Raw genomic sequence first — 19,412 nt, forward strand, 5'->3', positions numbered from 1 at the left:
GAAAAGCAGCTTGCCGCGGCAGCTGCTCCTATAATATTTCGATTGGATGTTCAGATATAGATGAGATAGAACTATGGGAAATGTTGAATTTAAATGGCGATGTATTAAAATTTACTAGTCATGATTAAGCTTTCGGATACTATAGTTTTCTTGCTTTGATTACAAAAGTTACAGGAAGCATCTTTGCTTTTTTTGCAAATTCGCTGTTATCGTCCCGCGATTGCATAATTTCATCATCAGATTGCTCAATCATTTGCTCAATTACAAATCCCGCTTTTGCCAACGCATTCACGTAGGTTGATAGTTTACGGTCCGATAATGTTAGCGCACCTTCATCAAGAGATACCGAATACCAAGATTCATCGAAATAATTTTTTTTAAAAGTAAGCCTATCATTTTCTGCAACAACACATTTGTGTATAGGGTGAGACCAACTGAAAATAAATACACCGTCTTTTTTAAGGTAAGAAGCGATCCGGCAAAAAGTACCCTCAAGGTCGGTGGTCCAGCCTATGGCATAAATAGAATAAACAAAGTCAAAATAACCCACTGGTATGCCACATTCTTCTTCCATGGGAGAACAGATCAATTTTGCTGAAAGACCGCATGCCTTCAAATGTTGCGTTGCCTTTTCGATTTGTTTTTCTGATATATCCACAGCCCATAGTTCAGATGCTTTGCGTTCCCCCAGATATTGCAAGGATTGACCGTTTCCACAGCCTATCTCCAGCATCTTTTTCCCTGAGACATCGCCAAAAAGCTGGCATTTTTCTTCTGAGACAAATGCTCCATAAAAAGGAAGCACGATTGCTCCCAAGAAGTCATTTCCTTTTGTATCCCAATAGAAGCTGTTTGTTTTATAAACAGAATGCTTGTCCATGTCGACCGAGATGGCGCAGCCAACCTCACCAGCGCCTATAATGTTTGAATTCTTGTCCATGCCGACGCCCTCCCCAAATATAATAATAAGAGACTAAACGTATATTCCGATTTGCGCGTTATCCCAATAATACATATCGAATACGAATACTCTGTGCTGTTAACCCCAAAATAATATACCGTTTTTCAATGAACTAATCTACCTAAAATCATCCATCCAGCGTCCATTTGATCTCGCAGACATGACCGACCGGTAGCAACCTTAGTCATTCAACCGGCAGTTGAATGTCCAATTTCAACTATAACTTGATAGGTTGAAATTCGCGGGTGTGCTATGCTGATTTCGAAATTGCGCTTCAGCCCTATTTCATAAGGAGGTTTTAGTGTGTCAACAGAGAAAAAAACGGCGTACTCCGCGTGGTCAAACATCATTTACTCCATGCGGCTGCACTGGCGGGCAAGGCCGCTAACGCTGATTTGCTGTGCCGTATCGGTGCTTGTTGGCGTAGGTCTGCCTTTTGTAAGCATCCTTATGCCCAAAATTGTCATCGACAACATTACGGCAGGCGTCACGCCAAGCGAATTTATACTGTCGGTGGGCGCCATGGCGCTTCTTCTGGCCGTGCTGAGCTGCGTGAAAAGCTATGCCGACCTCATCACCAATGAATCTGTAGGTACCATCAGCATCTTGAAGCACCTTCAAACCATCATGCGCAAGCATCTGAATATGGACTACGAGGTGCTGGAAAGCCCCGGATACGCAAAGCTGGGCGAAAAGGCGTGGCGCGCCATGCAAAGCAATCACTCTCCCGCCTCCAACATACCGCGACACACGTCACAGCTTTTAATGAACGTATTGGGTTTTCTTGCCTATGGAACGGTTATTGTATCGGTACACCCTCTAATTATTCTCTTTCTTGCCGTTTCGGCCGGGATCAATTGGCTTGCGCTCTCTCGCGCCCGCAAGATTGAGAGGGACACGCGGGAAGAGCGGTCAAAGCTTCAGGGCAAGCTCTGGTATATGCAGAAGGTTTCGAAAGAGCCGTCCGGCGGCAAAGACGTACGTCTATATGACCTAAGCAGCTTAATCCGCGGTATTTTTCAAAACGTACTCGTTACATGCACCGAAAAAGAGCAAAAGGTAGCGACAGGCGATATGAAGGCTCAGCTTTCGGAAGCGGTGCTCAGCCTGATTCGTGACGGTGCCGCGTACGCGTTTCTCATTTACTTGCTGCTGAACGGCGAGATGACCTTGGGCAACTTCGTGCTCGTATTTGCCGCCATTGGCGCGTTTGCGGGCTGGTTATCGGGAATATTGACAAGTTCTAGCGAGCTGCTGCGTGCCTTAAGCGAGATGTCGGACATACGCGATTATCTGGAAGTCCCCGATATTTCAAACACCGGCGTTGGCCATCCGCTGCCGTCCGGTGATCGCCTGCCTCCCGCGATTACATTAAGAAATGTCGGATACACCTATCCGGAGGCACAGGAACCGACCCTTGGCGGCATAGATCTGGAGATCAAGCCGGGAGAGCGCATCGCCATTGTCGGGGCGAATGGGGCAGGCAAGACGACGCTTATTAAGCTCTTATGCGGTCTTTATAAGCCAACATCCGGCGAAATAACGCTAGGCGGCGTCGACATTACGCGATATAACAGGGATGAATATTTTTCACTCTTCTCCACGGTGTTTCAGGATATTCATCTCTTCTGCTGTGATATTGCCGGCAATGTATCGCAGCAACCCCCTGATCGGACAGACGACGAGAAGGTAAAGAAATGCCTCGTCATGTCCGGACTTATGGATAAGGTAAGCAGGCTTGAGAAGGGGGAAGCGACGCTTCTTGTACGTCGGGTGCACACCGACGCAATCGAACTCTCAGGCGGCGAGAAGCAGAAGCTGGCGCTGGCGCGCGCGCTGTATAAAGACGCGCCGGTTATCGTCTTGGATGAACCTACGGCTGCGCTTGACCCAATCGCGGAGAGCGAGATCTACCAGCGTTACGCCGAACTGACTGCAGGCCGAACATCGATTTACATCTCCCACAGGCTGGCAAGCACGCGGTTCTGCGACAGGATTCTGTTAATCGACGGCGGCGGCATCGCCGAGTGCGGCACGCACGATGAGCTTATGAGAAATGGCGGGAAATATGCCGAGATGTTCAACGTACAGTCTCACTACTATAAGGATGGGGAGGTCGCCGACAATGAAGAAGCGTTCCATCTGGCGTAATCTGTGCCGCGGATACGGCATAGTAAATCGTTTAACGCCAACCTATATTCCGCTTACTATCGTCTCATCCTTTGTAAGAGCTGTTCAACCGTTAATGGTGCTCTTCCTGTCTGCCCAGATCATAAACGAGCTGGCCGGCGAGCGCGACACCGGGCGAATAATGCTGTATGCCGCACTTGCAGTTGGGCTTGCGTTTGTCGGTTCGGCTATCAATGCCGCGGTGACGCGCCGGATCGCGACCTTAAACAGCACGTTGTGGGCGCGATTCTACTTTTTCCTCGGCAATCGATACATGCAGCTTAATTACGATCAAGTGGAAGATACAGAGAATAATGAAATGTTAGCGGATATTGAAGCCAAGACGAACGGCAACGGACTGGGCCTTCTGCGGCTGCACTACAGTCTGCCGGAACTATTGCAGCCCCTTTTTGAACTGATGGCATGTATCATATTGTTCTTCGGGATGTTTACATCCGCTTCTTCCTATGAGCAGACGTTTATCACATCACCGTTTGCCACCGGTTTGATGGTTCTGCTCATCCTGCTCATCCTTCCCTTCACCTATGCGCTAAAGAAGAGGGAGGAGCGGATTCAAATGAAAGTGTTTGAGGAAAATCCAAAGTCCAACACCTATGTTCATTTTTTTAACGAATACATGCAGGTCAAAAATGCCGCCAAGGACATTCGCCTCTATAAACAGGCGCCGGCGATCGAGGATCATTACAATAAATCGGTTGGCGCGGAGTTCTGGTACCGGATTTTTGACTTGTTCGGCAAGAACAACGCATTGGCAGCGGCTATGAATGCCGTGCTGGGCGGCTGCGTCTATCTCTTTATCGGTCTGCGGGCGCTATATGGCATGTATCCCTTAGGCAGCGTGGTTCAGTATATCGGCGCGGTTACGGGCGCTGTCGGCGCGCTGGCCAAGCTGGTCTCGGTTCTGGGCAATTTTATTACAAACAACCCGTATCTCAGCCTCGCGTTCGACTATCTTGACCTGCCGGACAACATGCGAAAGAGCGATGGAAGCAGACAAATCCCGCAAGAAGGACTGGAGTTTGAGTTTCGTGACGTGTCGTTTAAGTATCCTGGGTCCGACAACTACGCTATCAAGCATCTTAGCATGAAGTTTAATATTGGCGAACGGCTTGCCGTCGTGGGGTTGAATGGCAGCGGCAAGACGACAATGATTAAGCTCCTATGCCGGCTTTATGAACCTACGGAGGGTGTTATCACGTTAAACGGCATTGACATTAGGGAGTACGACTATTCGGCGTATATGGGCGTTTTCAGCGTTGTGTTTCAAGATTTTAAGCTGTACTCATTCTCGCTTGGCCATAACGTAGCCTCCTCCGAGAGCTATGACGCAGCATTGGCGGAGGAGTCTCTTATTATGGCTGGGCTTGGCGAAAAGGTAAAGAACATGCCCAATGGGCTTCACACCTACTTGCACAAGGATTTTTCAGACGACGGCGTGGAGCTATCCGGGGGCGAAGCGCAGAAGGCGGCTCTCGCAAGGGCGTTGTACAAAAACGCGCCTTTTGTGATACTAGACGAACCAACGGCGGCGCTGGACCCGATAGCGGAGTTCGAGATTTATTCCCGATTTAATGAACTAATCGGCGACAAAACGGCAATCTTCGTCTCCCACCGACTCTCGTCCTGCAGGTTCTGTCACGACATTGCCGTGTTTCACGAGGGTCAGCTTATTCAACGCGGCTCCCATGACGAACTTATAGCCGACCGGGGCGGGAAATACGCTGAACTGTGGAATGCGCAGGCTCAGTATTATGTTGGGGCGTGAGATAGGCTTGAGCCTATTCCCCGTCCATGTACTAAAGAAGGCAGGATAAGGAAATGCCCTTATCCTGCCTTCTTGTATGTTCTATGTTTTCTACTGTATATACCAAGCTCCGTCTTTCTGGCGCTTCCCACTAGTTTGCAGGACGGGGATTCTATCATTATGCACATATCCCAAAACTGGTCCGCTCCGCATTCGGATCGACGGCAAAAAAAGTAATGTGCTATACTAAAATTATACATTTCTAATGAATATTTAAAAGGAGTACTACAAAATGGAATGCAATAACGATGCAAAACAATTGTCCGATATTCGCAATTTATTTGAGGGAATGAAAGGGCATAACTTTGGATTGCCAGATTGCATAAAATTTATTTTGGAACGAGTAGGAGGGCATGAAGAACTTGATTTTTGGAATATTGCCGCGATTACCGGAGATACCGTCGCGCAGATTTACAATCATAATCTGACTACCCGCTGTGAATATTGCGTGTCAGGGTATTTAGCGGGGCCTGAACATATAGCGTATGTTTTCGACGTGCTCGGTTATAGTCATGAATACGTTAAAGCCGGGCGAATCATCGTCGATAAGACTAATTATCTGCGGAAAATAGTAGAATATATCAACAAAGGTGTTCCGATTCTTGTTAAATCAAATCTTAACGATATACCGGAATGGGAATCTGACGTAGGGACATATATCCTTATTGTCGGATACGAAAACGGCGGGCAAACGTTGAAATTGCTTATACATGACACCATTACAATCGACTATGAAATTAATGATGAAAATAAGTTGGATTTGATTTTTATCGGAGAAAAACAACGCGAGGTTTCACTTCAGGAAATATATCTTAAGGTAATTAAGAAAATGCCGCATTGGCTAACCCTGCCGGAACGTAACGGTATGTTTTTCGGTGCTTCGGCATACCGCGTATGGGCTGACGACATTGAAGCCGGTCGATTCGAGGATGAAAGCCTTGGATTATGGGAAAACTACGGCGTTTATGTCTGTAACCTTGCCACAAGCGGAGGAGAGCCTACATACATCTTTAGACAACTCGCGGATATGAATCCTGCATATTCGGAGTTGGTACTATTAGGCGAAAAAATACAAAAGCTGCTGCCAGCTGAAACACCTTCGGGCGGAAGGAGCCTTTTGTGGATCCAATTGGAAGAACTGGGCGGTGGGATGAATATGGGTGATGTCAAAACTACTATGCGTGATAAAGAAAAACGTTCCAAAGTCGCCGCCGCTCTCCGTGATTACGCGGAACGGCTCGACCAAGCGCTTGAGTTGTTGAAAGAAGGATTACGTAGATTATAAGCAAATTGTGGTGGGTTATTATCCTTGCAGCCAGTACATAAGTATTGCAATTTGGGGACAACTCGTACAATGTCGGCTGTTGTAGCAGGCGTGGATTGAAACAGCCAGCAGACCGAAACTGATATAATCGTCCAGCGTCGCTGCTACAAAAAGAAAGAACTTGATATTTCTTGATATTACTGATCAAAAAAAGGACGTTCTATAACCTAATCATTATTTCTCGTCGGTGCTTTCGTTCGGTGGCGATAGGATAGCGTTATTTAAAACCAGCAAGCAATTGTCGGATGACAAGATCATTGTCCGAATGAAGTCCGCGTAAATCGCGGCTTTTTTGTTTTATCATAGGTTTACTTGACAATGTTGACGTCATATAATTAATCGTACATGATTAAGCATTTTACCTTCGAAGGTCGGCGATAACTGATGGCTACGTTAAACCGGTACGTGTTGACGGACGAACTTCATGCCCTGCTTAAAGAGCGTATTCTGTCGCACAAGCTGCAGCCAAGCTAGAAAATCAATATCGATCAGCTGCCAAGGGAGCTCGAGGTTAGCAATATTCCGATCCGTGAGGCGCTTTCGCGGCTCGTAGCAGAAGGGCTTGTCCGAATGGTCCCCTTCAAGGGCATGTTTGTCGCAGACATGACGGTGGAGGAGCTGGACGAGATTTATGAAATCCGCCTTCATCTGGAATGCGCTGCGGTAGAGAAAGCAGTATCGGCTGTTTCTGAACAGGAATTGAAGAATCTGATGGAGCGGCTGAAGAGGCGGAGAAGTGCCTCGACCAAGGAGATAGAGCGATAGAGGCCAAGCTAGGGCTGGTTACGAAGATGAACGACGACCTGCATGGCATGATTTTGCGGTATTGCGGCAACCGTACGATGGAGGAGCTCATTACGATGTATATCGAGCGAATCCTAAGGTATTTAAGCTTCATCAAGCAGGAGCTGGATTCGGGTATCTTAGCGAAGGAATGCCAGGAGCATATCGCTATCGCACAAAGCATGCTAGCCCGTGACCGCAATGCGGCGGTTTCTCAAATGAGGCGGCATTTAACAGAATCGCATCAGCGTACAAAACAGCTTATTCAAGCTTGACGGGTATCCCAGCAAGGTTTTTTTGTCCTGTCTCCCTTAATTGTCCAATCCGGCTTTACCGGCGTCAACATCAAGGTTGGCAAGCCGGAACCGCGCGAGGATTACGACCGCTGCAAGGCAGTGCGTCAGCGATCGGTGACGACGTCATTTTTATGATCGACGTGAATCAGCAGTGGAACATCAATACGGCGATGACATGGGGCAAGAGACTGGAAGAGTTCGATCTGTATTGGCTGGAGGAGCCGCTTAACCCTGACGATGTGCTGAATCATCGCAAATTGGCCGATGCCTTAAATGTGCCGATCGCGCTTGGAGAGCATGTATACAGCAAGTACGCATTTCGCGATTACATCCATCAAGGAGCGGTCGAGTATGTACAAGTCGATGTGACGCGAGTAGGGAGCATTACCGAATGGCAGCAGGTAGCTGGGCTTGCGGCTTCGTACGATTTGCCAATATGGGATCGGCAAAAGCCGTCGCAGCGGAAACAACCATACTCGTTCCATGACCGTTACGGCACGGCCTGGTGTCGGAGGACATAAACATATATCGATTGTATCGGTTTACTCTCATCCTACAACTCTCAATGAATAATACTCAACGCGGTGGGTGCAGCGCCGCGGCGGTCTGCTCCCTGCATAATGTTATTCTGCCCATTCGTTTAACAAAAAGTGGAGGTATGTTCCGATCATCTTCAAAAGAGGCGTAACGGTATAATACCGTCGCCTTTTTTGAGTAATCGATTAATGTTTGGTCCGTCCCTGATTTTGTTATATAGGCGGCAGTATGGATTTTGGTCTTGAGATAATACTCCGAGAAGCTCTGCTGATGTTGGATCCTGCCAGTAAAGAAGCAACGGATAAAATAATTCAAATTACTGAAGAAACGTTTATAAAGCATGGCGAGAATGGTTTTCGATGTCGTAACTATCACCTATGCTTTATTGAGCTCCCTCGAAATGATTCAGTTTCCTCATTATCGAATACGCTTTCATTTTGTTCGTTGTGGAAAGGAATGATTATCGTTGAAAAGCTGGCACTACCGTTTGACCCGGGACTCCAATATTGTGATGAAGCTGTTACGGATCACGATTATAGTGCTGTTGTTTCTAATTATTTTCGCTTATATAAATAATTTGTATTTTATAAAAGTGGTCGAGAGGGAGATTCAGGCATCCAACAAGAAGGAACTGGCCAGCATCGTCAATATGACCCATGACACGATGGAGTCTATCAAACGAATTATGTATCAATATACGTATGATCGCTCCATCGTTTCTCTCTCCTATACGAAAAAATACGACGCAGATACCTACATGAAGCTGGTGAATGTGCGCAGCAATATACGCAGCTTCAAGAATGCCCGGAGCGATATCCATGATATTTTTATTCGTTTCAAGCAGTCGGAATTTGTGCTCGGGACAGAAGGGCTCATGTCGACCAGAGTGTTTTATGAGAAGCTGGACGAGGAGTCCAAGAGAACGGTACGCTCAATGTCTGAGGACAGAACCAATCAGGGGAAGGTCATGCTGCAGCCCATCAGCTATATGAGCGCCCAAGCAAATATGTATCTGTATTCACTGCGGGATATGGCAATTTACGTCGTTACGGACAGAGAGGCGGAGAATCGGGCGATAGAATCGGCTACCTCCCGGGATGATACGAAGGTTCTTGTACTGGACCGGGAATTGAATATCGTATCAGGGACGGAGCACGATCTGCGCTTTGTCTCCAAACCGGCATCCCTGGACGAAGTGGTCGACATCCTGGAACGTCGTTCTACAGACAGTTTATATACGTTCCTGACCAGCAGCTCCGATCATTTCCACTTTATTATTGGTCATACGGATAGTGTGGCTGCCCAGAAAAATCAGCAGATCAACAATTATACGGTCCTGCTGCTGACTGTATTTATGGTGTTCTGTCTGCTGCTGTTCATGCTCATGAATGCGGAAGTATACCGGCCCCTGCGCAATGTGCTGGGCAAATTGAATATTGGTGGCCAGGGCAGTGCTTGGGTGACGAATGAGTATGCACTGCTCGATCAGGCGATATCAAGCCTTCAAGAGGAGCTGCATTCTGTAGGTGGATACCTGAAGAAACACGAGAAGCTCGTGCAGGAGAGCTTTCTGAACAAACTGATGCTGGGTCACGAGTTGGATCATGAATTGAAGAATATGCTTTACGCGGCAGAGACCAGACAGCACTATCTGGTGGTTACCGTTATTCTGGAGGATGGAGAAGGCCATCATGCTGTGGGAGCGGTAAGGCAATTCGAATATTTGCTGGGCTCCTCCTTCACCTTCACGACCATCAATATGTACGCCAAGGAGCGCACCTATTTTGTCCAGGTTGACCCTGCCGTAGAGGTTGCCGCTGCTCTCATTGAGAAGCTCAAGGTCTGGCATGCTCCCGGTCTGTTCATGATCATGGGGGTAAGCAATCTGTACACAGAACTGGATGACCTGCGGGAAGCGTATGAGGAGAGTCGTTCTGTATTCCACAGACAGCAAGTTATGCAGCTGGACGAAGGAGGGTGGAGCATTGGCTTTGCGACTGTAGACGATGACCTGCAGGAGGAAGGCTCCTTCGATCTGAATATCCAGGAGGAGAAACAGCTGATGATGCTAGTCACAAGCGGGGATGCTGAGGCTATTCCACGCCTTTTGACGAAATTATGGGCCAAAAACAAGAGCAAATCCATCTTCCGGCAGCATGAGATGCATTACTATTTGTTGAATCTGTATGTCATTATGCTCAATAGCCGGGAAGGACAGCGGGATGAAGGCTCGCAGCAGCAGATCAGCGCTTTTATCCGCTATTATCGCGATATTTTTAATGTCTCCCTGATGAACCGGCTGCTTATTGAGCGGTTTGTTGATTTGTCAGGGCAGTACGCTGACGAGAAGACAAATTTGAAGCAGATTATTATCGATTACATCGAACAGAATTACATGCATGATGTCTATCTGGATCGGGTGGCAGATGAGGTGAAGCTGTCGTACACTTATGTCTCCCATTACTTCAAGAAAGCTACGGGGATGAACTTCATTGATTATGTACGCCAGGTGCGGGTCGAGAAAGCGAAGCTGCTGCTGACCGAACAGAATTTGTCGGTGAATGAGACCGCGCTCTCGGTCGGCTTCGAATCGGCGAATACTTTCATACGCACCTTCAAGAAGATCGTGGGCATCACGCCCGGAGAGTTCAGGAAGCTAGCCCACGAGCTGGGCGAGCCCATGAAATGATGGGCAGCGATGTCCTTCTGTCCAATCGCATACCATGGTCAATCAAGCAGTCTTGGTCCTGTAAGTGCTGGACCGGGGCTGTTTTTTGTCTGTACCGATCTACCATTTTTGTGATACCCCTTCATAAAATCTGATGATTGACCTTCACAAAGTCAATGCTGGCAAGGTTTTGGTGGATGTCATATCCTACAAAAATATGATTACCAGGCCACACAAAATCGGACGATTGTTTCCTATTTGGGGGCGATGCTACGATGGCGATACATCTGAATGATACCCTGGACAAATGAAAATCTGCCCCTGAAAGGAGGTGAAGGTTTTTGAAAATGGTAGCGGTTCCAAATAGGGGGGAAGCCCCTCGTAAAGTGCAGTCTGCACAGCAGCGTACAGGAAAGTCGATCTGGAAACGATTGCTTCAGCAACGGGTGCTGATCCTGATGGTCTTGCCGGCCATGTTGATCACCTTTATTTTTCATTACATTCCGCTCACTGGAATTGTTATTGCTTTCAAGAAGTATAGCGTAGCGAAAGGCATTTGGGGGAGCGACTGGGTAGGGCTGAGATGGTTTGAGATGTTCTTCAAAAACCCTTTTAGCCCGCGCATTCTGAAAAATACATTCCTGCTCGGGGTCTATAGCTTCCTCTGGACGTTTCCGGCACCGATTGTGCTTGCGCTGCTGTTCAATGAGATCAAGCACAGTTGGTTCAAGCGGCTTGCGCAAACGATTTCCTACCTGCCGCATTTTATTTCTACCATTATTATTGTAGGTATGCTGAAGGTGTTTGCTTCTGAGACGGGGTTGTTTAATGAAGTTGTTTCCTGGTTCGGACAGATGCCTATCCAGTTTTTCGCTGAGCCTGGCTGGTTCCGGACGTTGTTCATCGGCTCGAGCTTGTGGCAAGGTATCGGCTGGGGCACAATCATTTATTTGGCCGCTCTGGCAGGTGTTTCGAATGAGCTATATGAAGCTGCAACGATTGATGGAGCTACCAGATGGAAGAAGGTTTGGCATATTACGATCCCAGCTATTATGCCAACCGTAACGCTGCTGTTCATTCTCAGCATTGGCGGCATCATGGGGGCTGATGTACAGAAAGTCCTGCTGATGTACAGTCCATTGACTTATGAGACGGCTGACGTATTGGATACTTATATTTTCCGTGAAGGTATCGAGGGTGGACAATATAGCTACACGGCTGCTATTGGTCTATTAACCTCGCTCATTTCATTCTTCCTGTTATATCTGACTAACTGGATCAGCAGGAAGGTTTCGGAAAATAGCTTGTGGTAAAGGAGTCAGGACGATGCGATATAAAGAATCGATCTTAAGCCGTCTATTCGACGTCGCCAACTACACATTTATAGTTGTGATGATGATTGTGATGATTTATCCGTTGATCAACGTGCTGTCGATTTCGCTCAGTACTCCGAGTGCGATCGTGGCTGGCAAGGTCGGCTGGCTGCCGAAGGGGTTTAATCTGGAAGGATATAAATACTTGTTCGAGGACGGGGAAATTTTCAGGGCTTATCGTAATACGATCCTGTATGCAGGTGTCGGGACGTTCATTACGCTGGCACTCACTTCTCTGGCAGCCTATACGCTGGCAATCCGTGAATTTGTGCTCCGCAAATTTGCAACCGTATATTGGGCAGTTACGATGTTTATCGGAGGCGGATTGATTCCAACTTTTTTGGTCATCAAAAATCTGGGTATGATGAATACATTTTGGGTGATGGTCATTCCAGGAGCGATCGGGGCATTCACGGTCTTTGTTTTCCGGACTTTCTTTCAGGAGCTACCTGTAGAACTTCGTGAAAGCGCCTATATGGATGGGGCGAATGATTTCGTCATCTGGTACAAGGTCACGCTCCCGTTATCGAAGGCGCTGCTTGCCACCTTTGCCCTGTTTACGATCGTGGGCCATTGGAATAGTTGGTTCAATGCTTTGCTCTACTTGAAGGACTCCGATTTGCACCCGCTGCAAATGTATTTGCGCCGGATCGTAGTCGAGGAAAATCTTGGATCCGGTTACACAGATGGCGAAATCCAGGCCCTCCTGGCGAGCAACAGGATGAATCCGAAAAATCTGCAGATGGCAGCGGTCATGGTTGCCATGGCGCCGATCTTGTTCATCTATCCTTTTATTCAGCGCTATTTTGTTAAAGGGGTCATGATAGGTTCGATTAAAGGTTGACTGCATAACAAGATAAGATATCGAAGGAGGGTTTGTGTTCATGAGAAAGCGGTTAGGGATCTCGCTGGTAGTGGCACTATTCGCGCTAATGGCTGTGTTGAGCGGCTGCAGTTCGGATGACGGGGGCAATGGGGGGAAGGAAAGCGGAGCAGCTGAAGGCAGCGGGGAAAAACCGAAGGTGCTGAATCTGACCGTGTACAATCCGATATTCTCCAAGTCGCCATTGGGCACTCAGGTGCAAGAGAAGTGGCAGGAAATGATGGAGGAGTACCTTGGAGTGAAGCTGGACATTACGTGGGAGGAAGCACCCTTCGGGGATTATAATGAGAAAATGCCGACTTATATCGCCGGTGGTGACTTTGCAGACGTCTTTGGCATTGCCGACATCGGCAAGGTGCACGATCTGGGCGACAGCGGGCAGCTGCTTAACCTGAAGGACTATATGGACCAGATGCCAAACTATAAGAAGTATCTTGACAGCGATCCGTATGGCGAGAAAAAGGTGGCTTCTACCGAAGGAGGCATATATGGCTTCGTCGATGGGAGTGAAGGAAATCATAATGGAACTCAGGCTGTCTTTGGGGTTCGCTTCGATATCTTACAAAAGCATGATCTGAAGCCGCCGACGACCTTCGATGAAATGTTTACGGTAGCGAAGAAACTGAAGGAGCTCTATCCGGATTCCTATCCGCTGACGAATGTGTACGGTGGCACGGCTATTATCGATCATCTGCTTACTATGAATCATTCAGGCACCGGTGTATTCTTTAATGGTGAGAAATTCGTGTACGGACCACTGGCCGATGATGGTCGCTTCAAGGGCGTCATCGAATATTTGCACAAGTTTTATGCCGAAGGGCTGCTGGATCCGGAGTATGCGATCAATACCGGCGAACAATCCATTGCCAAGATGCTGAGTGGCAAAAACTTCATCACTCCCTTCGTCTATGGACTGGATTTGAAGGAAAAGCTGAACAATAACGCTGAGCATCCTGAGGTTGTATGGGGCCTCATTCCGCATCCGAAAAACCTGCAGGGTGAGGTTTCGTGGAAGATTGGTTCCCAGAAAGAGGGCAAGGTACTTTCCTCCTGGTACAGTACGGTCATTTCGGCGAAAACCAAGAATCCCGAGCTGGTCGTCAAAATGCTGGACTACCAGTTTTCAGATGAAATGGTCGAACTGGCTAACTGGGGCATTGAAGGTGTAACCTTCACGAAAGAGGGGGACAAGAAAACGTTTAAGCCGGAAATTTTGCAAGCGGCCTCAGCTATGCAGGAGCTGGCCAAATACGGTGTGAACATGTCGATGAGTGTCCGCTCGGGCATCCAGTTTATTCCTCAGCAGAAGGAAGCGGAAATTCCACTGACGCAGACGGTTCCTGCTTATGTGGATGGCGAATATATGGATAGAAACTACTGGCTGTACACGGATGAGGCAAACGGCAAAGAGTCGATCTCGCCTGGAGACAGTGTGAACATGCCGCCACTTGTCTTCACTGAAGACGAGAAGCTGGAGATGAGCAGTATCCTGACGCCGATGGCGACCTTTGTTGAGGAGTCCATCACAAAGTTTATCGCTGGCAAGATGCCGATGGACCAGTGGGACAAATTTGTTTCCGACTTGAAGGCTATGGGTGACATCGATACAGTTCTGAAGCTTTACAATGATCGTTATCAGGAGGTTAAGAAATAACAGCACAGGCCCGATTATTCCTCAAGGAACAATCGGGTCTGTGCTGTTTACTCAAGCCCCACTCGCAACGAATGACAGGTTATAGATGGTTGCGTAGCTTCTGCGCGTGAAATGTTGGCTTTCGGTACGAACATTGAGGGATTCTTTCCATCAACATGTTACATAGTTAACTTGTATCAAAAAACTTGACACAGTTGTTTCAGAAAGCTAAAGTAAAATGTAACTACTTTAGTTGAGGAGAATGACGATTGGCGGTTAAGTATATTGTTATAAAGGAAGATATTAAGAAAAGGTTGATGAATGGGGAGTGGACCGAAGGCCATAGACTTCCGTCTAGTAGAGAGTTTTCACAATACTATGATTCCAGTGTGAATACGGTGGAGAAAGCGATTAAAGAATTATCGAATGAAGGCTGGCTCGTCCGAGATAGCCGTAGAGGAACTTTCGCGGATAAAAGGAAGGTTACTCATCAAGACCGTACGCGGCTCGTGGCTGCTTTCGTTATAGGCATCGAAAATCCCCTGTGGTCGGCAGCGCTTAGGGGGGCTGAGGATATATTGTATTTGCAGGGCTATCAGCTGTTAACCTCAAGCGATGATCGCGATTATAAAAAATTGGAGTTTCTCGTTAAAGGGGCGGTAGCAAGGAAAGTAGAAGGAGTCATATTAAGTCCGTTCATGAGCCAAGGGCATGAAGATATTAATAACCGGCTCTTGTCCTTGCTTCAGGATAACGGAATCAAAATCGTATTTCTGGATCGGATGATATCCAACACCAAGATACCATATGTAACCAGTGATAATATCGCTGGAGCATATAATTTGACAAAGCTGTTGCTTGATCAAGGACATCGCCGCATATTGTTCATCAGAAACACGAATGTGAGTACGATGACTGAGCGTCTTTTCGGATTCAGACAAGCTTTTATCGATTCCGGTCTTGAATATTCGGAGGAGTTCGATGTGATCATTCCAACAGAGTTGGAGGACTTTTCCAACGAATTTGAGGCTTATTGCCATGTTTTTGAGCAGAAAATGAAACAAATGAGTTTTACGGCTGTATTTACGGCAAACGATCAGATCGCGGAAGCTGCAATCCAATCTTTCGAAAAATTGAATTACAGCATACCTGGTGATGTATCGCTTGTAACGTACGATGCCGTAAATTTAAATCGTAAAGTCAATCGAAATGTAACGGGGGTCTCACAACCCTTTTATGAAATGGGACAATGTGCAGCCAGAAAATTGCTCAGCATGATTGAAGATAATGATGATCAGCATAATTTCGGACAAGTATGCAAATCGACCATTTATATAGGGGAGTCTGTTTTACCTGTTTCAATCTGAAGTCCTTCATAATCATTCAAAAAGCCAGCTCGTGTCATGTGGAAAGCTGGAACGATCCGCGGTGTGAATGTACAGCTGCGTATTCCGAAGACACGGGTTCTTTTTTGTTTCCGAAATCAAAAAACTGTATCATTTATTGTATTATAATATAATGGTTTTATAATAAAATATTGACACAAATGATCACGTGCTGTATTGTGTTTGTATGCGATTCGGATAGCTGAATTTAGGTTGTAAGCGCTAACTTTAGGAGAATTATGTTATTCATCAATGGCAAAGAAAGCTTCGACAACTGGACGGCCTTCCAGGATAAAATTAAAAAGACAGGCGATCTGGATAAAGTACTGCAGATCTACAATGATGCTTTGAAGAGTTATCAAGAAAGAAGCGCAGCAACGAAATATTAGTAATATTCAACTATATAATCCATTAAATGGTACATATTGAGTTGAGTTCGATTGGAGTAGTGATTTCAGCATTTCGGGAGGACGATAGAATGAAACCTGTAGAGTGGAAAGAGAAGATGGAGAAGTATAATGGAGTTTTCCAGGAACCACCTGGAAATGTGCCTTCGGACAAAGTCGTTGATGGACCTATAATTGGAAACGGCGATGTCGGTGTTGTCCTCAGCGGATTACCGGATCAGCAGCGTCTATGGATATCGAAAGTTGATTTTTGGAAAACGAAAAGGACATACCCGAACGGTAGTCCGTGTTTGCTCGGGGGAATCGATATTCATATTCCTGCGTTGGCTGATGCTTCGTATTATGCTGAACAACGGCTAAATGAAGCTAATGTTGTGTCGACATTTCGCGGAGATTCAACGCTTGTTACGATGACCACATGGGTTTCGGCTACAGAGAATGCATTGGTTATCGAGTTAGTTTGCGAAGGACATGCAGCAATTCCTGTAAAAGTGGATTTGTGGATGCAACCTGGGCATGAATCAGAAACGGAATTTGGTCATGACGGCAACGTCACTTGGGGTACGCGGAAATTTAACGGTATCGATCTAGATTGGCCGACGGAAGGCTCCGTGGCCATGAGTTGCTTAGGCAGTGAGGGCAATTCTATTGAATTACAGCCTGGCAGAAAGGCCTATATCATTGCTTATGTGTTAACGAATCACGATGTGAAAGATTATTTACAAGAGTCGATTGCTAGAGTAGGGCTTATTGACGAGAGCCGTATTGGTTCGCTTCGCTCGGAGCATGACAACTGGTGGAGTCAATTCTGGGCCAAGTCATCGATAGAGATCGGCGACGAGCTGCTGGAAAAATTTTGGTACGGCTCCCATTACATCATGGCATGTTGCAGTCGCAACAAAGCGTTTGCGCCTGGCTTGTTCGGCAGTTGGATCACGACAGACAGCCCGGCTTGGGCCGGAGATTATCACTTGAATTACAATTATCAAGCCCCTTGGTGGGGAGTTTATTCGTCCAACCATATCGAATTGAGCGAGCCGTATGACACACCGCTTCTGGAATATATGGACAACGGCCGCAGGTATGCCGAACAATATTTAGAGCGCAGCGGGATCTATTACGATGTCGGTATAGGGCCTAAAGGATTTCCTACTGTTCTGTCCACGACAAGCGCAAGCATAACTTATGAGAACGGTCATCTGTTTTTGGGGCAGAAAAGCAATGCGGCTCTAAGTGCAGTGAATATGTTGATGCGTTATTACTATTCTTATGATTTGCAATATGCAAGCAAGGTGGCATACCCGTTTCTACTTGAGGTTGCTAATTTTTGGGAACACTATTTAAAATTCGAAGGAAACCGTTACGTAATATATCGTGATGCTATTCACGAAGTCCCAACATGGGCAAATTCACATCCTAACGATGATTGGCTTCAGGAGTTCGAGGACATGAATCCTATCCTTTCATTAGGCGTTATCCGGACGGTGTTCAAAGGGCTGCTCGATATGTCGAAAGAATTGAGTCTCGATACCGAGCGACGCGAAAAGTGGGAGCATATCCTAGAGCATATTAGCGACTTTCCAACATTTGAACGTGACGGCAAAACGATATTTCGGTTAACGGAGCAAGGTCGAGACTGGTGGAATGATAATACACTGGCCATTCAGCATATTTGGCCGGCGGGAGCGATCGGTCTTGACTCAGATCCTAAACTTCTTGAAATTGCAAAAGATACGATCACGGTCATAAACCGCTGGACGGATTATAACGGATTTCCTACGATATTTACGAGCGCGGCGCGGGTAGGGTATGATCCCGAGATCATCTTGCGCGAGCTGCGTCGTCAGTGCGTTGAGCATAGTTATCCGAACCTGTTTATCTTCTTCGGCGGAGGCGGTATTGAGTGCTGCAGCGGCGTACCTTCGGCGATTAATGAAATGCTGCTGCAAAGTCATGAGCATGTCATCCGATTATTTCCTGTTTGGCCTCAAGAAACGAATGCTCGTTTCACAGACCTGCGAGCCGTTGGAGCCTTTCTTGTTTCGAGTGAGCTATCTGATGGAAATCTGTTATACGTCAATATTAATAGTGAGAAAGGCAGAACGTGCCGCATCATAAACCCATGGCCGAACAGAGAAGTTAGCGTCTTGGAAGCAGACGGGCATCAACAGAAGGAAATGGATTGGCAGATGTCCGGAGACATCATAACTTTTCATACAGAAGCAGGAAAGTGTTATACGTTAAGTTGCAAAAAGTAATTCAATGTAAACAAAAAGGACTTTCAAGGTCTAAACTGCACCCCGTCAAGTAGACAGTAAAAAAATAAATCAGTTAAGCGGCCTTGGTCCTGAATCTCATCGGACTGAGGCCGTTTAGTTTTGCCTGTAATCGTTCGTAATTGTAAAAATGGATGTAGAATATACTCCCTTACAGTAGACAGGTAAATTTATAACAACCTGCTACTGTAAGGGGAGCATATTACAGGTCCGTATAAAGACCGGAAGAACAGCCTTTAACGTTCATTCACACAACCGGAGTTTCCATGCCCCACTCTGCCCATTCTTCCATCGTCGGTCCGTACATGCCCGGAATCCGGAGTCCGGCCTGGCGCATCAGCACGGTCATTTGGCCCCGGTGATGGACCTCGTGCTGGATGAGGACACGCAGCGTAATCGCATTGGACCATTCTTCACCGTACATGTTGTGCTGCTCCAACAGCGTTTCATCTTTCCATTGGGAGCGAACAGCCTGGAGCATCGCTTCGCTGACCTTCTTGTAGGCTTCCACAAGGGACGATGCTGAAACCGAGACGTGATCATAAGTGATTGGACATTCGAACTTTAGTCCAGTGCGGGTGAGCATTTCATGAATGGTAACGACCAGATGGGAAGCCAGTCTTCCGAGCGTGCGGTTCTCCGTTCCGATCCGCTGATTCAGGGAATCGTCCGTCATGGCGGCCATTAGGCTGGAGGTTGATGCGGTTTCTTGGCTCCACTCCGCCGCAAATTCCTCAATTGTTTTAAACATCGTTTCGAATCCTCCTTATGATTGTTGTTGCACAAATCCATTATAAGATGGCATCGCTGACATCAGTCTGTCAGTGTTCGGGGTATAGCTTTATAATTTCCATCGCAAGGAAATAAGAGAGGACCCTGCTGTAAAGTGGTT

The 19,412-nt window shown here is 46.9% G+C and carries 16 protein-coding genes; 13 read left to right on the forward strand and 3 right to left on the reverse strand.

Annotation, left to right across the window (positions count from 1 at the left end; all coding sequences use genetic code 11):
* Positions 1-139: 139 nt before the first annotated feature.
* Positions 140-940, reverse strand: a complete 801-nt coding sequence (locus L1F29_RS17925) for a class I SAM-dependent methyltransferase (RefSeq protein WP_258383429.1) — start codon at positions 938-940, stop codon at positions 140-142.
* A gap of 324 nt (positions 941-1,264) precedes the next feature.
* Between L1F29_RS17925 and L1F29_RS17930 the strand changes: the two genes are divergently transcribed.
* The 13 genes from L1F29_RS17930 to L1F29_RS17990 all read left to right on the forward strand — a co-directional run bounded on the left by L1F29_RS17930 (position 1,265) and on the right by L1F29_RS17990 (position 18,502).
* Positions 1,265-3,112: an ABC transporter ATP-binding protein gene (locus tag L1F29_RS17930; RefSeq protein ID WP_258383430.1), complete on the forward strand. Its 1,848-nt coding sequence runs from the start codon at positions 1,265-1,267 to the stop codon at positions 3,110-3,112.
* The gene (locus tag L1F29_RS17935) at positions 3,087-4,916 is read left to right on the forward strand and encodes an ABC transporter ATP-binding protein (RefSeq protein ID WP_258383431.1); all 1,830 of its coding nucleotides are present in this window, start codon (positions 3,087-3,089) and stop codon (positions 4,914-4,916) included. The genes L1F29_RS17930 and L1F29_RS17935 overlap by 26 nt, the downstream gene beginning before the upstream one ends.
* Positions 4,917-5,187: 271 nt before the next feature.
* Positions 5,188-6,240, forward strand: a complete 1,053-nt coding sequence (locus L1F29_RS17940) for a cysteine peptidase family C39 domain-containing protein (protein WP_258383432.1) — start codon at positions 5,188-5,190, stop codon at positions 6,238-6,240.
* A gap of 609 nt (positions 6,241-6,849) precedes the next feature.
* Positions 6,850-7,044: a GntR family transcriptional regulator gene (locus L1F29_RS17945; RefSeq protein WP_258383433.1), complete on the forward strand. Its 195-nt coding sequence runs from the start codon at positions 6,850-6,852 to the stop codon at positions 7,042-7,044.
* Entirely contained in the window at positions 7,041-7,337 is a 297-nt protein-coding gene (locus L1F29_RS17950; protein ID WP_373876550.1) for an FCD domain-containing protein, read from the forward strand. Before L1F29_RS17945 ends, L1F29_RS17950 begins: the two co-directional genes overlap by 4 nt.
* Before the next feature lie 152 nt (positions 7,338-7,489).
* Positions 7,490-7,879, forward strand: coding sequence for an enolase C-terminal domain-like protein (locus L1F29_RS17955; protein WP_373876416.1), 390 nt, complete (start codon positions 7,490-7,492; stop codon positions 7,877-7,879).
* 482 nt (positions 7,880-8,361) lie between these two features.
* Positions 8,362-10,584: a helix-turn-helix transcriptional regulator gene (locus tag L1F29_RS17960; protein WP_258383435.1), complete on the forward strand. Its 2,223-nt coding sequence runs from the start codon at positions 8,362-8,364 to the stop codon at positions 10,582-10,584.
* 326 nt (positions 10,585-10,910) lie between these two features.
* Positions 10,911-11,876: an ABC transporter permease gene (locus tag L1F29_RS17965; protein ID WP_258389726.1), complete on the forward strand. Its 966-nt coding sequence runs from the start codon at positions 10,911-10,913 to the stop codon at positions 11,874-11,876.
* Positions 11,877-11,889: 13 nt separating this feature from the next.
* Positions 11,890-12,780 (forward strand): carbohydrate ABC transporter permease, encoded by an 891-nt coding sequence (locus tag L1F29_RS17970; RefSeq protein ID WP_258383436.1) that lies wholly within the window; start codon positions 11,890-11,892, stop codon positions 12,778-12,780.
* Between the two features lie 40 nt (positions 12,781-12,820).
* The gene (locus L1F29_RS17975; RefSeq protein WP_258383437.1) at positions 12,821-14,473 is read left to right on the forward strand and encodes an extracellular solute-binding protein; all 1,653 of its coding nucleotides are present in this window, start codon (positions 12,821-12,823) and stop codon (positions 14,471-14,473) included.
* A 248-nt stretch (positions 14,474-14,721) separates the two neighbouring features.
* Positions 14,722-15,819 (forward strand): GntR family transcriptional regulator, encoded by a 1,098-nt coding sequence (locus tag L1F29_RS17980; protein ID WP_258383438.1) that lies wholly within the window; start codon positions 14,722-14,724, stop codon positions 15,817-15,819.
* 257 nt (positions 15,820-16,076) lie between these two features.
* A complete protein-coding gene (locus L1F29_RS17985; RefSeq protein ID WP_258383439.1) occupies positions 16,077-16,226 on the forward strand; it encodes a hypothetical protein in 150 nt (49 codons plus the stop codon).
* 89 nt (positions 16,227-16,315) lie between these two features.
* Complete coding sequence (locus L1F29_RS17990; protein WP_258383440.1) at positions 16,316-18,502, forward strand: glycosyl hydrolase family 95 catalytic domain-containing protein; 2,187 nt, start codon at positions 16,316-16,318, stop codon at positions 18,500-18,502.
* A gap of 73 nt (positions 18,503-18,575) precedes the next feature.
* On the opposite strand, the gene L1F29_RS34455 is transcribed toward L1F29_RS17990, so the two are convergent.
* Positions 18,576-18,665 (reverse strand): IS3 family transposase, encoded by a 90-nt coding sequence (locus L1F29_RS34455; protein WP_373876551.1) that lies wholly within the window; start codon positions 18,663-18,665, stop codon positions 18,576-18,578.
* A 102-nt stretch (positions 18,666-18,767) separates the two neighbouring features.
* A complete protein-coding gene (locus L1F29_RS17995) occupies positions 18,768-19,271 on the reverse strand; it encodes a DinB family protein (protein WP_258383441.1) in 504 nt (167 codons plus the stop codon).
* Positions 19,272-19,412: the final 141 nt, after the last annotated feature.

Source organism: Paenibacillus spongiae, from assembly GCF_024734895.1.
GTDB lineage: Bacteria > Bacillota > Bacilli > Paenibacillales > Paenibacillaceae > Paenibacillus_Z > Paenibacillus_Z spongiae.